Genomic DNA, 14,087 nt, shown 5'->3' on the forward strand with positions numbered 1-14,087 from the left:
TATGAGATTGCTAACGAATTTGGCGTTAATTTAGGTCCTGATACAACTGCTCGTGCGAATGGTTCAGTAGGTGGCGAAATCACAAAAAGATTAGTCGAAATGGGTCAATCACAAATGAGTTCATCTAATAACTACAATCAATCTAAATAATTATTTTTAAGACCCTAGTTCAATCTAGGGTTTTAAAATATTCTTAAATATAAAACAAATTTATTCGATAATTCCAATAAATACTTTAATAAATGGTGAAAGTGCTTTCAAAATATATTGAGTTTAGTGTTGAATTTAGGTACAATTAATATATGACATGAAGAAATAGGAGGAATTATAATGGTTAAAGTAATGGCAATCAATGCTGGTAGTTCATCTTTAAAATTCCAGTTGATCAATATGCCTAGTGAAGAAGTAATTACATCAGGGTTAGTCGAAAGAATTGGACTAGACCAAGGTAACTTCGAAATGAAATATAATGGTGAAAAATTTATTAAAGAGTGTCCAATTAAAGACCATAGTGTTGCAGTACAATTATTATTAGATGCTTTAGTTGATCACCATGTTGTTGAAAGTTTAGGTGAAATCGAAGCTTGTGGACATCGAGTTGTCCACGGTGGCGAATATTATAACGACGCGGTTAAAGTCGACGAGGAAGTTGTTGCTCGCGTAGAAGAATTAGCTGAATTAGCGCCACTTCACAATCCAGCACATATTGTTGGATATAATGCATTTAAAGCAGCTTTACCAGAGGTTGAACATGTTTTTGTATTTGATACTGCATTTCATCAAACTCTTGACCGGGAAAGATATTTATATCCTTTACCATATGAATACTACACAGATTTAAAAGTTCGCAAATATGGTGCCCATGGAACAAGTCATAAATATGTATCTCAAGTTGCCATTGATATGTTAGGAAATCCCAAACATTCGCGAGTAATTGTTTGTCATTTAGGAAATGGTGCAAGCATTTCAGCAGTTCAGGATGGTATATGTATTGATACTTCAATGGGATTTACACCACTGGCAGGAGTAATGATGGGAACACGCTGTGGTGATGTTGATCCATCTATTATGCCGTATTTATGTAAAAAATTAAATAAAACACCTGATGAAATTTTAGATATCTATAATAAGAAATCAGGAATGTTAGGAATTTCTGGAATTTCTTCAGATTCCCGTGATATTGAAAATGCATTATTTAAGAACGGTGATGAACGTGCACTTCTTACAGGTTTGTTATATGCACGAATCGTTTCAAAATATATTGGAAGTTATTTTGTTGAAATGGGTGGTGTTGATGCTATTGCCTTTACTGCTGGAGTTGGAGAAAATGCTTCTTATCTTCGTCGTTTGATCATTGATAATGTTTCACGTGCGTTAGGCGTTTTCTTAAATGAAGAAGAAAATGAACGTCGTAGTAAAGAAAATCGTCTAATTTCCCATCAATATTCTAAAGTTGATGTTTATGTAATCCCTACTAACGAGGAAGTAATGATTGCTCGTGATACTGTAAGAATTTTAGGTTTATAAGCTCTGATCAATAATCAGAGCTTTTCTATTTATAAATTTGGGTAAATATGGTATAGTCATCTTATTAAATAGAGGAGTTTTATAATGGAAGAAAAAATAATTGCTAAAATTGAAGAATATGATTATATTGCTATTTACCGTCATGTAAATCCAGATTTTGATGCTTTTGGCAGCCAATTGGGAATGTACGATATGATTAAAGCTACTTATCCAGATAAAAAGGTTTTTTTATGTGGTGATTTCAGTTCGGAATTAGTGAAAAAATATACAGTAGTTTTTGAACATCAAGAAGTTGATTATACTAAAGATATTTTAGGAATTGTTCTTGATACTGCTAATATTGAAAGAATTGATGATCAAAGATATCAACTTTGTAAAGAAATTATTAAAATTGATCATCATTTGGTCGTAGATAGTTATGGCACTTTAAATTACGAAGATAGTAGTGCTAGTTCAGCTAGCCAATTAGTTGGAACAATTTTTAAAGATACGGCTATGAAAATTACTAAAAGTGGTGCAGAAGCTTTGTATTTGGGAATTGTTGGAGATACAGCGCGGTTTATGTATCGAAATACTGATGAACGGACTTTTGCAGTAGCTGGAGCTTTGGTTCAAGAAGGAATTGATATTGTTGAAATCTATAATCGAATTTATATGAAGAAGGCTAAGGATTTACAAATTAATAAATTTATTTTAAATAATCATCAGTTTGATGGTGGTGTTGCTTATTATGTTTTAAGTGATGCAGATTTAAAAATGTTAGAAATTAGTCGTGAAAGAGGTTCGGATTTTGTTAATTTATTATCTGGTGTAGAAGAATATAAAATTTGGATGGCTCTAACTGAAAATGTCGCTGATCATAATTGGCGTGTTAGTTTACGTTCACGTGATTACGCAGTCAATAAGGTGGCTGAAAAATATAATGGTGGTGGTCATATGCTGGCAAGTGGCGCAAAGTTAGCTTCATTAGAACAGCTTGGTCAACTGCTTCAAGATTTAAAGGAGATAATCAATGAATAAATTTACTGACATATTTGCAAATTTTATTGAGGGTTTTTCATTTAGACAAGGTTCTCAAGATGTAAAACAAGTAAAAAAAGGTGCTTTTTTAAAGGCGTTTACAATAACTTTAATAATTGGATTGATTGGTGAATATGCTTTTTTGATCCCATTGAATCTTCGTTCACCACAATTTATAATTTATTTTTGTATATTATTATTAATATTTAATGGACTATATTTTATGTTAAGTCAAAGATTTAGTAAGATCACCAAATATAGTCTCATTGTGATTGGAATATTAATTGCATATGTGGCCATTGGAACATTTGTTAGTTCGCCTATCTTTAATGCAGGAAGTTATCAAAAACAATTAAAGTTAGATAAGAAAGCAGACTTCTATGCTGACAATAAAACTATTTCCTATCAATCGATTCCAGTGGTGGATCGAGATAGTGCGATTAAATTAGGTGATCGTAAAATGGGACAGATGGTTGATTATGTATCCCAATTTGAAGTTGATGAGTCGTATGAACAAATAAATTATCAAGATACGCCATATCGTGTGACACCATTAGAATATAGTGACTTGATCAAATGGTTTACTAACCGTAGTGATGGACTGCCCGCATATATCCGAGTAAATATGGTGACGCAAGAATCTGAAGTAGTTAAATTAAAAGAAGGAATGAAATATTCTAAATCAGAACATTTTGGACGTAAAATTGAACGTCATTTGCGCGCTAATTATCCAACTTTAATGTTTGATACATTGGCTTTTGAAATTGATGAAAAGGGGAATCCTTATTGGATTGCACCAGTATATAATTATAAAATCGGTTTATTTGGTGGAAAAGATATAACTGGAGCTGTATTAGTTAATGCAATAAATGGTGATCATGAATATTATGATATTGATAAAGTACCAGAATGGGTTGACCGTGCTTATCCAGCAGAACTGGTTTTAAGTCAATTAGAAAATTATGGTAAATATACAAATGGGTATTTTAATACTTTATTTTCGCAAAAAGGAGTATTACAGCCAACCTCTGGTTACAATTATGTAGCAATCAATGATGATGTCTATTTATATACTGGTTTAACATCGGTATCTAATGATGCTTCTAACGTTGGGTTTGCTATGATTAATTTGCGGACTAAAGATGGAAAGTATTATAATATTTCTGGAGCTGAAGAATATTCTGCAATGTCTTCGGCGGAAGGTCAAGTTCAAAACTTGAAATATACGGCAACTTTTCCGATTTTGATCAATGCGGGAGGGCAGCCAACATATTTCTTATCTTTAAAAGATGATGCTAAACTTGTTAAAAAGTATGCTTTTGTTAGTGTTGAAAATTATCAAATCGTGGCTACCGGTGACAGTGTTGCTCAAGCTGAACAAGCATATTATGCTTTATTAGAAGCTAATGGTAAAAAAACTGACTCAAGTGAATATAAGACTAATGAGTTGACTGGAGCGATTACTGCAATTAATGAAGCTGTCGTTGATGGTAACAGTACTTATTATTTTAAACTTGAAGGTAGTGATACGATTTTCATCGGAGATATCAGTTTATCTAATCAATTCCCATTAGCAAAAGTTGGTGATGTTGTAACCATTGAATATGTTAATAGTAAAGACAATAGCGAGGTAATTACTTCAATTAAATTTGGTTAGTCTTTAATAGAACAAGAAGCTATAACTTATATATAGGTTATGGCTTTTTTATATTTATTATCATCTCTTTAAACTCAAGCTATTTTGCTTTTGTAACTATATATTTAGTTAATAAAATGTGTTATAATCTTACAGTGAATTGAGGTGTAAAGATGAAAGCAAAAGTACTAGTAGTTGATGATGAAAAAGATATTAGGGAATTAATTAATTTTTATTTGAATAAAGAAGGATTTGAAGTTCTGGAAGCTAGCAATGGTGAAGAGGCTTTAGAAATATTCGAAAATGAATATATTGATTTAGGAATTATTGATGTCATGATGCCAGTTATGGATGGTTTTGAATTAGTAGAAAATCTAAAGGAATTTAAAGATGTTCCAGTAATTATGTTAACAGCGAAAGGTGAAAGTAAAGATAAACTTCGCGGTTTTTCTGTTGGTGCTGATGACTATGTAGTTAAGCCATTTGATCCAACTGAATTAATGGCACGAGTGCGAGCAGTTTTAAAAAGATATAGTGTTAATACATCAAATATAATCAAATTAAATGAAGTTGAGTTTGATGGCGATAAATATGAGATACGTTATCAGAGCGAAATCATTCATTTACCGTTAAAACAATTTGAATTAGTTTTTGAGTTAGCAAAGCATCCAGATCAGATTTTTAGTCGTGAACAGTTGATTGAAAAAATTTGGGGAATGGACTATGATGGCTTTGATCGTACTGTAGATGTTCACATTAAGCGAATTAGAGAAAATCTAGGACACTTACCAGGATTTAAAGTTGTAACGGTGAGAGGACTTGGATACAAGGTTGAAGTCGAATGATGAAATCTATTTATGGCAAGCTGATTTGCGGTTTTTTAATAACTATCGCATTTAGTTTTTCGGTTGCTGGATATGTAGCTTTACGTAATAATTATGATCAAATTGAAGATATGGCTAAGAGTGAGTTGAGTGCAACAAGTGAATATGTTGTAGGTATTTTAAATAGCCTTGATGATGCTAATATTAACGATATTATGAATAAATACGCAATTAGCTCAGAGGTTTATATAACGTTGTATTCACCAGAATTGGACTATTATACATATGGTGAAAACAAAGGATATTTTCCTAGTCGCGAGACAATGATTCAATATTATCATGATGAAAACAAAAACGGGCGTTTCGATGAGCGCAAAAGTGTGCAAACCTATGGCAGCAAGGCAAAAATCAATGGTTCTGATGTATATATATTTATTCAAAAGGATACTAGTTATGAAAAAGGAATTTTTGCTAATTCTGCTGTTTTGATTTTGGGTTGTGTCTTTTTATCAGGAAATCTAGTTTTTTTAGCGATTGCTGATATTATTGTTAAACCAATAACGAGATTAACTAACGCCACTAAAGAATTATCAAAAGGAAATTATAGTGTTCGTGTTAATTATGTGGGTGATGATGAAATTTCTCGATTGAATCAGGGATTTAATCAAATGGCACAGCAGTTAGCGAAACAAGAAGAAACAAGACAAAAGTTCATTTCTGATATTTCGCACGAATTTCAAACTCCATTGACTGCAATTCAAGGCTTTGCCAATATTTTAAAAGAGGAAGATCTTCCTAAAGAGCAGCGTCAAAAGTATGCTGATATAATCTTATTTCATTCAAAAAGGTTATCGACTCTTTCTAAGAATATGCTGCAGCTGACGTTGTTGGAACGAGAAGAGGTTGAGTTAGAATTTACAACATATTCAATTGTTGAGCAATTATCTCGGGTTATTTCTACTCAAGAAAACCAAGCAATTTTAAAGGATATAGAAATTCAATTTGAAAAACCGCGCAAAGATATTATGGTTTATGGCGATGAACAACGATTGGAACAAGTTTGGATCAATCTTATTTCAAATGCAATCAAATATACTGGTGAAGGTGGTCTTATTACAGTAGCTGTTAAAAAGGCTTCTCGTGAAGTTGAAGTATCAATTGAAGATACTGGATACGGAATGTCTAAAGAAGTTGTTTCACATATATTTGAACGTTTTTATCGTGAAGAAAAAGCCCGTTCTGTAGAAGGAAATGGACTAGGGTTATCAATTGTAAAAACAATTGTAGATTTACATCATGGAAATATAGATGTTATTTCCCAGGTTGATGTTGGCTCTACTTTTGTAGTAAAATTACCAAGCGAACGAAAAGTTTTTGATATTAAAGAAAAACTATCGTTTAATAAATAATCGGAGGAATTTATGGAATTACTTAAAGAGAGAATATTAAAAGACGGGATTGTAATTATGCCGGATATATTAAAAGTGGATAGTTTTTTGAATCATCAAATTGATCCTACTTTGTATCGACAAATAGCTCAAGAATTCAAAGCTCGTTTTAAAGACACAAAAATTACTAAAATCTTAACAATTGAAGCTTCGGGAATTGGGATTGCTTTAGCAACAGCTTTTGAATTTGATGATGCACCTGTTGTCTTTGCAAAGAAAGGGACTGCAAAAACAACAAGTACACATTATTATAGTTCTAAAGTACATTCATTTACTAAAGGAATTGATTATGATGCGATTGTCAGTAAAAAATATTTAGATAAAGATGATAATATCTTAATTATCGACGATTTTTTAGCTAATGGTCAAGCTGTATTAGGTTTAGTTGATATTGTTAAACAAGCAGGTGCAAATATTGCTGGTGTTGGAATTGTTGTTGAAAAAGGTTTTCAAACAGGTCGCCAATTAATTGAAGAAAAAGGCTATCGTGTGGAATCGTTAGCAGTAGTAGAAGCATTTAGGGATGGTGCGGTGATCCTGAAATAATGAGAGGAAGAAAGTAATGTATTTAAAAAGAATTGAATTACATGGTTTTAAATCATTTGCTGATAAAGTCAATGTAGAATTTCAACCTGGAATCACAGGAATCGTAGGTCCAAATGGTTGCGGGAAATCAAATATCTCTGATGCTGTACGTTGGGTTTTAGGAGAACAGTCAGTTAAATCGTTGCGTGGTGCAAATATGTCAGATGTTATTTTTGCTGGAAGCGAAGATCGTCGGGCACAAAATTTAGCTGAAGTTACCTTAGTTTTCGATAACAGTGATCGTTTTATGAAATATGATTATAATGAAGTCGAGATTACACGGCGACTTTATCGTATGAATAATGAAGCGGAGTATTTAATCAATAAACAATCTTGTCGTTTAAAAGATATTATTGATTTGATTATGGATACAGGTCTAGGAAAGGATTCGTTATCAATTATTTCCCAAGGCAATATTTCTTCTTTTGCGGACAATAAACCAGAAGAACGTCGTGGTATTTTTGAAGATGCAGCAGGAGTTTCTAAATATAAAAAAAGAAAATTAGAATCGATTCGTAAATTAGAACGTACTAACGAAAATCTTGAACGAATTGGTGATATCGTAGTAGAACTAGAAAAACAGGTTGGTCCTCTTAAACGTCAAAAAGACAAAGCAGAGAAGTATTTAGCGTTGAAAGAAAAATTAACAGCTATAGAAGTTAATGTTTTAATAAATGAGATAACTGAAGCAAAAAAATCACTAGATGAATTGAGTAAGGTAATCAAGGACTTAAATGAGCGTCAAGCTTCTTTAGAGGCTGATATTTTGCTTAAAGAGAGCAGTAACGATGAAATAAAAAAGAAAATGTTTACTCTCGACCAAGAAATAAATGCTTTACAAAGTAAACTATTAGAGGCAGTATCAAATGTCTCGAAACTAGAGACTGCCAAAGTCGAAGTTGATCAAAAGCGAAAACATGCACTTGAGACCTTAAGTAAAGAAAATTTAAAAGAAAATATCGCTAATATGAAGGCGATTTTAAGTGATGTTGTTAATGAATATAATGATCGTGTGGAACGATTAGATAACACTCAAAAAGAGTTAACCACGATAATTGGACAACAAGAGGAGCGTAATAAAAAATTACTTTTATTAAAAAATGAAATTGATCAATTATCAAACAATATTAATAAAAATAAATCACGAAAAGAGATTTTAATAGATGCGATTGAAAATAAATCAAATTATCATCATGGCATTAAAACAGTTTTAAGTCTTGCTAAAAGTAATAAAAATATTATTGGTGTTTTAGGTGATTTAATTACAGCTGATGAAGGATATGAATTAGCGTTGTCTTCAGCTTTAGCAGGAGCAATAGAGTTTATTGTTACAACAGATGATTTAACTGCACGAGATGCAATTAAATTTTTACGTGATAATAAAGCGGGACGAGCTACTTTTTTACCAATCAGTGCTATGAAACCACGACATGTGCGTGAAGAACATTTAGTTGTTTGTCAAACCATGGAAGGATATTTAGGTTTGGCTAGTGATTTTGTAACATATGAAGATGAGATTGCTGCCGTTGTTTTAAATCAACTAGGGAATATTATTGTAGCTAAAGATATTGATAGTGCTAATGAAATCAGCAAAGCAACTTTTTCTCGGTACAAAGTCGTTTCTCTTGAAGGTGATGTTGTTAATGTTGGCGGTTCTTTGACGGGTGGAAGTTTTAATCGTCAAAAATCTTCAATAGTTCAAAAACGTGAACTTGAGCAGGTTGCTGTTACTCTTGAACAACAAGAAAAAGAACTTGGGCTTAAGCGTAATGAACATAATGGATTGGATAATGAAATCAAAGAAGTTTCACATGCTCTATTACAAAAGCAGATGGCATATGCTAAATTGGAAGTTGTTGTTCAAAGCAAGAAAGAAGAGTTGATCAAGGCAAAATCCGAGTATGAATCATTAGCTGATCAAAGTGTTGAATTAGAAGAATTTGCTAGTGGAAAAACAGAAAGTAAATTAGTTAATCAGTTAAATGAAGCGATTAAATATCGTGATAATTTAACTGAAGAAATTAAATCAAAACGTGAACTTAGAATGGCCTATGTTAATCAAAATGAAGCTTTAGATGTTGAATTGCGTGAATATCGTAATGATTTAAAAGAGGTTCAAAGTGAGGTTAATACTAGTGCTATTAATGCAACAAAATTAGAAGCAATGTTAAATAATCATTTAGCTAGATTAAATGATGAATATCGGATGACTTATGAGTATGCTGTCGAGCATTACCTTGATGAAATTGATATTGAACAAGCTAAATTAGAAGTATACGAATTAAGAACAAATATTAATCGTTTAGGAAACGTTAATGTTGATGCAATTGAAGAATATCAAATAATCAGTGAGCGTTATGAGAACATGAATACTCAGCGTATAGATTTGATTCAAGCCCAAGATAGTATCCTTGAAGCGATTAAAGAGATGGATGAAATTATGGTTGAGCGTTTTTCAGAAACGTTTGAGAAAATCAACGAAGAGTTCAATCATGTCTTTAGGAGTTTATTTGGTGGAGGAAAGGCTAGAATAAAGTATACTGATCCTACAAATATTCTTGAAACTGGAATCGATATTGATGTTCAGCCCCCAGGTAAAGCAGTCCAGAATATTACATTATTTTCAGGTGGGGAAAAGGCCTTGATCGCTATTTCATGTTTATTTGCAATTTTACGGGTACGGCCAATTCCGATGTGTATCTTAGATGAGGTTGAAGCTGCATTAGATATTGCAAATGTTGAACGTTTTGCTAAATATTTAAGAGAATTTTCGGGAACGACGCAATTTATTGTGGTTACCCATCGTGAAGGAACAATGGAAGAATGTGACCTTCTTTATGGAGCAACAATGCAACAAAAGGGAGTTACAAAGTTAGTTAGTGTCAAATTAGAAGAAGCAATAGATTTAACAGATCAAAGTTAGGAGGAATCGTATGGGATTTTTTAGTCAAATAAAAGAAAAATTCGTTGGTAAATCTGCTAAACAAAACGAAAAATATGTAGCTGGATTAGATCGGTCTAATAGTACTTTTTCAGATCGAATCAATGAACTTGCAGCTCGCTTTAGAGAAATCAATGATGAGTATTTTGAAGAATTGGAAAATATTTTGATTATGTCCGATGTTGGAGTTTCGATGGTAATGAAGATAGTTGAAGAAATTAAAAACGAGGTACGTTTGCAAAATATTACTGACCCAAAAGAGATTAATGAGATCATCGTTGATAAAATGTTCGTTATTTATGCAAATGATAGTGTCATGACAACTAAGATTAACTATGCTGAGGAAGGATTAACAGTAATTTTAATGGTTGGAGTAAACGGGGCTGGTAAGACTACAACAATTGGGAAATTAGCTAATCGTATCGTTAATGATGAAGGTAAGAAAGTAATGGTTGCAGCTGGAGATACTTTTAGAGCCGGAGCGATTGATCAGTTAGCAGTTTGGGCACAGCGTGTTGGTGTCGATATTGTTAAAGGTAAAGAGGGCGGTGATCCTTCAGCAGTGGTATTTGATGCTTTAAAACAGGCAAAAGAAAAAAATGTTGATGTTTTAATTTGTGATACTGCTGGTCGTCTTCAAAATAAGGTCAACTTAATGAATGAATTAGAAAAAATGAATCGTATTATTAAACGCGAAGTACCTGATGCACCGCATGAAACACTGTTAGTTATTGATGCAACAACTGGTCAAAATGGTGTTTCACAAGCTGTGGAATTTTCTAAGATCACTGATGTCTCAGGGTTAGTTCTAACCAAAATGGATGGAACTGCTAAGGGGGGGATTGTTCTTTCTATCAAAGATCAATTGAATATACCTGTAAAATTCATTGGTCTAGGAGAAAGTGTTGATGATTTACAAGAATTTGATTTAGACCAGTATATATATGGGTTATGCAAAAACCTAGTTGAGGAATAGTATGGAATCAAGTTTAGAGAAAAAACAACGAGTTAATCTACTAATGGATTGTTATAGTGATTTGTTGACAGAAAAACAGCAAACATATTTAGAATATTACTATCAAGAAGATTACTCTTTATCGGAAATTGCACAAATTTTGGATGTTAGTCGTAATGCTGTATTTGATAATTTAAAAAAAGCAGTTCATAGTTTAGAAAATTATGAAGAAAAACTGCAGTTGTTAAAAAAACATCAAGAAAGGCTTGACTTGATCCAAAGAATTGAAGATGATATATCTAGTGATCATAAAAGTCTAGAAGAATATTTAGAATTATTAAGGAAGATTTAGAAAGGGGTATTTATGGCATTTGATTCATTATCAGAACGTCTGCAAGGGACTTTAAAGAAAGTTTCTGGACAAGGGCGTTTGACTGAAAAAAATATGGAAGAAATGCTTAGCGAAATTCGCTTAGCATTATTAGAGGCAGATGTAAACTTTCAAGTTGTAAAAGAGTTTATTGCTGCAACAAAAGAAAAAGCGTTGGGACAAGATGTTTTAGGTTCATTAAAACCGGGACAGGTTGTTGTAAAAATCGTCCATGACGAACTAGTTTCGTTACTGGGAACAAGTGTTGCGGAAGTTGATTTTGATAAGAAGCCAACTGTTATTATGATGGTTGGACTTCAGGGTTCTGGGAAAACTACAACTTCTGGAAAAATCGCAAAATTAATTACCAAGAAATATGGTAAAAAACCATTGTTGGTTGCTGCAGATATTTATCGCCCAGCTGCTGTGGATCAGTTAAAAACATTAGGTGAACAATTGAATGTTCCTGTCTACGAAAAAGGGACATCACAATCTGCTGAATCAATCGTAGAAGAAGCGATGACATTTGCTCGTGACCATAATAATGACGTAATTATTATCGATACTGCGGGGCGTTTACATATTGACGAACCATTAATGAACGAGCTGGCTAATATTAAAAAGATCGCTCATCCAAGTGAAATTTTACTAGTTGTTGATGCTTTAACTGGACAAGATATTGTTAATGTTGCCAGTTCATTTAATGAACAGTTGAGCATTACTGGGGCTGTTTTAACTAAATTAGATGGTGACTCTCGTGGTGGGGGAGCTCTATCAATTCGTCATATTACAAATGTACCAATTAAATTCATTGGTACTGGTGAAAAATTAGATGCTATCGATTTATTCTATCCTGATCGTATGGCTGATCGTATTTTGGGAATGGGCGATGTTGTATCTCTAGTTGAAAAAGTACAAGATGTATATGATGAAAAAGATACAATGAAAGCCTATAAAAAGATGCAATCGGGACAATTTGGTCTTGATGACATGCTTTCTCAAATGCAGCAGTTAAGGAAATTGGGGCCACTATCAGGAATTATGAAAATGATTCCAGGAATGCCTAAGTTACCAAAAATGAATGATGAGGACTCTGAAAAGAAATTAAAAATGACTGAATCAATTATTTTTTCAATGACCAAAGAGGAACGTCGAGATCCAAGTATTATTACTTTATCTAGAAAAGAGAGAATTGCTAAAGGTTGTGGTAAAGATGTTGCAGCAGTTAACCGCTTGCTAAAACAATTTGAAGAATCTAAAAAAATGATGAAGATGTTAGGTAATGTTGATCCTAATACAGGTATGCCAATGCCAGGGGGACGTGCAAAGAACCCTAATATCGGTAATCCTAATCGTAAAAAAATCCGTCATAAAAAGAAGAAAAAATAGCCTGATAAATTCAGGCTTTTTATTACTAAAGGAGAATATGAATGACTCAAAATAAATATGATGATCCAGCCTTTTTTGAAAAATATAGTCAGATGTCGCGGAGTAAAAATGGATTAGAGGGTGCAGGAGAATGGCATGTATTACAACGAGTTTTACCTGATTTTACAAATAAAACAGTATTGGATTTAGGTTGTGGATATGGCTGGCACTCTATATATGCGATTGAACACGGTGCAAAAAAAGTTATCGCAAGCGATATTTCTAGCAAAATGATTGAAACAGCAAGAATCAAAAACAATGATCCGCGGATTAAATATGAATGCATTTCGTTTGAAGAAAGTAATTTTGGAGAAGCTGTATTTGATATTGTTATTTGCTCTTTAATGATTCACTATTTACCTTCCTACCAAGATTTTGTAAAAAAAGTAAATAAATGGTTAAAAACAGGTGGATATTTGGTGTTTAATGTTGAACATCCTGTATTTACTGCTAAAGGAGATCAAGACTGGTATTATAATGAAGCTGGTGAAATTGAGCATTTTCCTGTAGATAATTATTATCTTGAAGGAAAACGTGAGGCGGTGTTTTTAGGAGAAAAAGTAATTAAATATCATCGCACATTGACGACTTATTTAAATGAACTGTTAAATGGCGGATTTGAAATAATTCAAGTTAAAGAACCAACGGTAAGTTCAAATGCCCTTATTGCACATCCTGAGTTTAAGGATGAGTTACGCCGCCCGATGATGCTGATTGTTTCTGCTAGAAAAAAATAAACACTGTCAAGTAAAAAAGCTTGACACCTTATCTAGAGTATGATAAATTTAGTGAGTAAATTAATTAGGAGGATATGTATATGGCAGTAAAATTAAGATTATTAAGAATGGGTGCTAAGAAAGCTCCTTTCTATAGAATTGTAGCAGCAGATTCAAGAGCTCCAAGAGATGGACGTTTTATTGAACTATTAGGAACTTATGATCCACGCACTAACCCTGCAAAAGTTACAATTAAAGAAGAAGAAGTATTAAAATGGTTAAACAATGGAGCACAACCATCTGATACAGTTAAAAACTTACTATCTAAAGAAGGAATTATTAAAAAATTTGCTGATTCTAAATCAGGTAAATAATCATGGATTACGCAAAGATTCTTAAAGATATCGCGATTGAATTAGTTGAAGATAAAGACCATTTAGAAGTACGTGAAATGCCGTCGTTAGAAGAAGATGTAGTGGTACTACATGTTTATTCAGCTAAATCGGATATTGCGCGATTGATTGGTCGTAAAGGTATGATGGCTAATTCAATTAGACAGCTTATGTCTGTTGCTGGTCGCATGGCCAATAAAAAATTAGATATTAAGTTTGAATCGTATGAACAATAAAAGATGTGC

General features: G+C 32.8%; 14 protein-coding genes. All 14 read left to right on the top strand.

The features are described from left to right. On the top strand, positions 1–150 hold a 150-nt coding region (locus tag KTF99_RS11420; RefSeq protein WP_217215574.1), incomplete at its 5' end, for an alpha/beta-type small acid-soluble spore protein. A gap of 180 nt (positions 151–330) precedes the next feature. Then, positions 331–1,527 carry an acetate/propionate family kinase gene (locus tag KTF99_RS11425; RefSeq protein ID WP_003538206.1) on the top strand — a complete coding sequence of 399 codons (1,197 nt, stop codon included), beginning with the start codon at positions 331–333 and terminating at the stop codon, positions 1,525–1,527. A gap of 84 nt (positions 1,528–1,611) precedes the next feature. Further along, positions 1,612–2,547, top strand: coding sequence for a DHH family phosphoesterase (locus KTF99_RS11430; RefSeq protein WP_003538207.1), 936 nt, complete (start codon positions 1,612–1,614; stop codon positions 2,545–2,547). Then, on the top strand, positions 2,540–4,204 hold the full coding sequence (locus tag KTF99_RS11435) for a hypothetical protein (protein WP_003538208.1): 1,665 nt from the start codon (positions 2,540–2,542) through the stop codon (positions 4,202–4,204). The genes KTF99_RS11430 and KTF99_RS11435 overlap by 8 nt, the downstream gene beginning before the upstream one ends. A 152-nt stretch (positions 4,205–4,356) precedes the next feature. Further along, entirely contained in the window at positions 4,357–5,028 is a 672-nt protein-coding gene (locus KTF99_RS11440; RefSeq protein ID WP_003538209.1) for a response regulator transcription factor, read from the top strand. After that, positions 5,025–6,416 (top strand): HAMP domain-containing sensor histidine kinase, encoded by a 1,392-nt coding sequence (locus KTF99_RS11445; RefSeq protein ID WP_009300649.1) that lies wholly within the window; start codon positions 5,025–5,027, stop codon positions 6,414–6,416. The genes KTF99_RS11440 and KTF99_RS11445 overlap by 4 nt, the downstream gene beginning before the upstream one ends. Before the next feature lie 12 nt (positions 6,417–6,428). Further along, entirely contained in the window at positions 6,429–7,001 is a 573-nt protein-coding gene (locus KTF99_RS11450; protein ID WP_008791764.1) for a xanthine phosphoribosyltransferase, read from the top strand. A 16-nt stretch (positions 7,002–7,017) separates the two neighbouring features. Continuing rightward, the gene (locus KTF99_RS11455) at positions 7,018–9,963 is read left to right on the top strand and encodes a chromosome segregation protein SMC (protein ID WP_029479984.1); all 2,946 of its coding nucleotides are present in this window, start codon (positions 7,018–7,020) and stop codon (positions 9,961–9,963) included. Positions 9,964–9,973: 10 nt separating this feature from the next. Next, positions 9,974–10,957 (top strand): signal recognition particle-docking protein FtsY, encoded by a 984-nt coding sequence (gene ftsY, locus KTF99_RS11460; RefSeq protein WP_003538213.1) that lies wholly within the window; start codon positions 9,974–9,976, stop codon positions 10,955–10,957. 1 nt (position 10,958) lies between these two features. Next, positions 10,959–11,288, top strand: coding sequence for a YlxM family DNA-binding protein (gene ylxM / locus KTF99_RS11465; RefSeq protein WP_003538214.1), 330 nt, complete (start codon positions 10,959–10,961; stop codon positions 11,286–11,288). A 12-nt stretch (positions 11,289–11,300) separates the two neighbouring features. Beyond that, on the top strand, positions 11,301–12,695 hold the full coding sequence (ffh, locus tag KTF99_RS11470) for a signal recognition particle protein (protein ID WP_003538215.1): 1,395 nt from the start codon (positions 11,301–11,303) through the stop codon (positions 12,693–12,695). 41 nt (positions 12,696–12,736) lie between these two features. Beyond that, positions 12,737–13,471: a class I SAM-dependent methyltransferase gene (locus KTF99_RS11475; RefSeq protein WP_003538217.1), complete on the top strand. Its 735-nt coding sequence runs from the start codon at positions 12,737–12,739 to the stop codon at positions 13,469–13,471. Between the two features lie 80 nt (positions 13,472–13,551). Beyond that, a complete protein-coding gene (gene rpsP, locus KTF99_RS11480; protein WP_003538218.1) occupies positions 13,552–13,824 on the top strand; it encodes a 30S ribosomal protein S16 in 273 nt (90 codons plus the stop codon). 2 nt (positions 13,825–13,826) lie between these two features. Then, entirely contained in the window at positions 13,827–14,078 is a 252-nt protein-coding gene (locus tag KTF99_RS11485; protein WP_003538219.1) for a KH domain-containing protein, read from the top strand. The last annotated feature ends 9 nt before the right edge of the window (positions 14,079–14,087 follow it).

This window comes from Erysipelatoclostridium sp. MSK.7.34 (assembly GCF_019041935.1).
In the GTDB taxonomy this organism is placed as follows: domain Bacteria; phylum Bacillota_I; class Bacilli_A; order Erysipelotrichales; family Coprobacillaceae; genus Thomasclavelia; species Thomasclavelia ramosa.

Coding starts and splice junctions, on each gene's coding strand:
- KTF99_RS11425 (WP_003538206.1), top strand. CDS start 331: ATGGTTAAAGTAATGGCAATCAATGCTGGTAGTTCATCTTTAAAATTC.
- KTF99_RS11430 (WP_003538207.1), top strand. CDS start 1,612: ATGGAAGAAAAAATAATTGCTAAAATTGAAGAATATGATTATATTGCT.
- KTF99_RS11435 (WP_003538208.1), top strand. CDS start 2,540: ATGAATAAATTTACTGACATATTTGCAAATTTTATTGAGGGTTTTTCA.
- KTF99_RS11440 (WP_003538209.1), top strand. CDS start 4,357: ATGAAAGCAAAAGTACTAGTAGTTGATGATGAAAAAGATATTAGGGAA.
- KTF99_RS11445 (WP_009300649.1), top strand. CDS start 5,025: ATGATGAAATCTATTTATGGCAAGCTGATTTGCGGTTTTTTAATAACT.
- KTF99_RS11450 (WP_008791764.1), top strand. CDS start 6,429: ATGGAATTACTTAAAGAGAGAATATTAAAAGACGGGATTGTAATTATG.
- KTF99_RS11455 (WP_029479984.1), top strand. CDS start 7,018: ATGTATTTAAAAAGAATTGAATTACATGGTTTTAAATCATTTGCTGAT.
- ftsY (WP_003538213.1), top strand. CDS start 9,974: ATGGGATTTTTTAGTCAAATAAAAGAAAAATTCGTTGGTAAATCTGCT.
- ylxM (WP_003538214.1), top strand. CDS start 10,959: ATGGAATCAAGTTTAGAGAAAAAACAACGAGTTAATCTACTAATGGAT.
- ffh (WP_003538215.1), top strand. CDS start 11,301: ATGGCATTTGATTCATTATCAGAACGTCTGCAAGGGACTTTAAAGAAA.
- KTF99_RS11475 (WP_003538217.1), top strand. CDS start 12,737: ATGACTCAAAATAAATATGATGATCCAGCCTTTTTTGAAAAATATAGT.
- rpsP (WP_003538218.1), top strand. CDS start 13,552: ATGGCAGTAAAATTAAGATTATTAAGAATGGGTGCTAAGAAAGCTCCT.
- KTF99_RS11485 (WP_003538219.1), top strand. CDS start 13,827: ATGGATTACGCAAAGATTCTTAAAGATATCGCGATTGAATTAGTTGAA.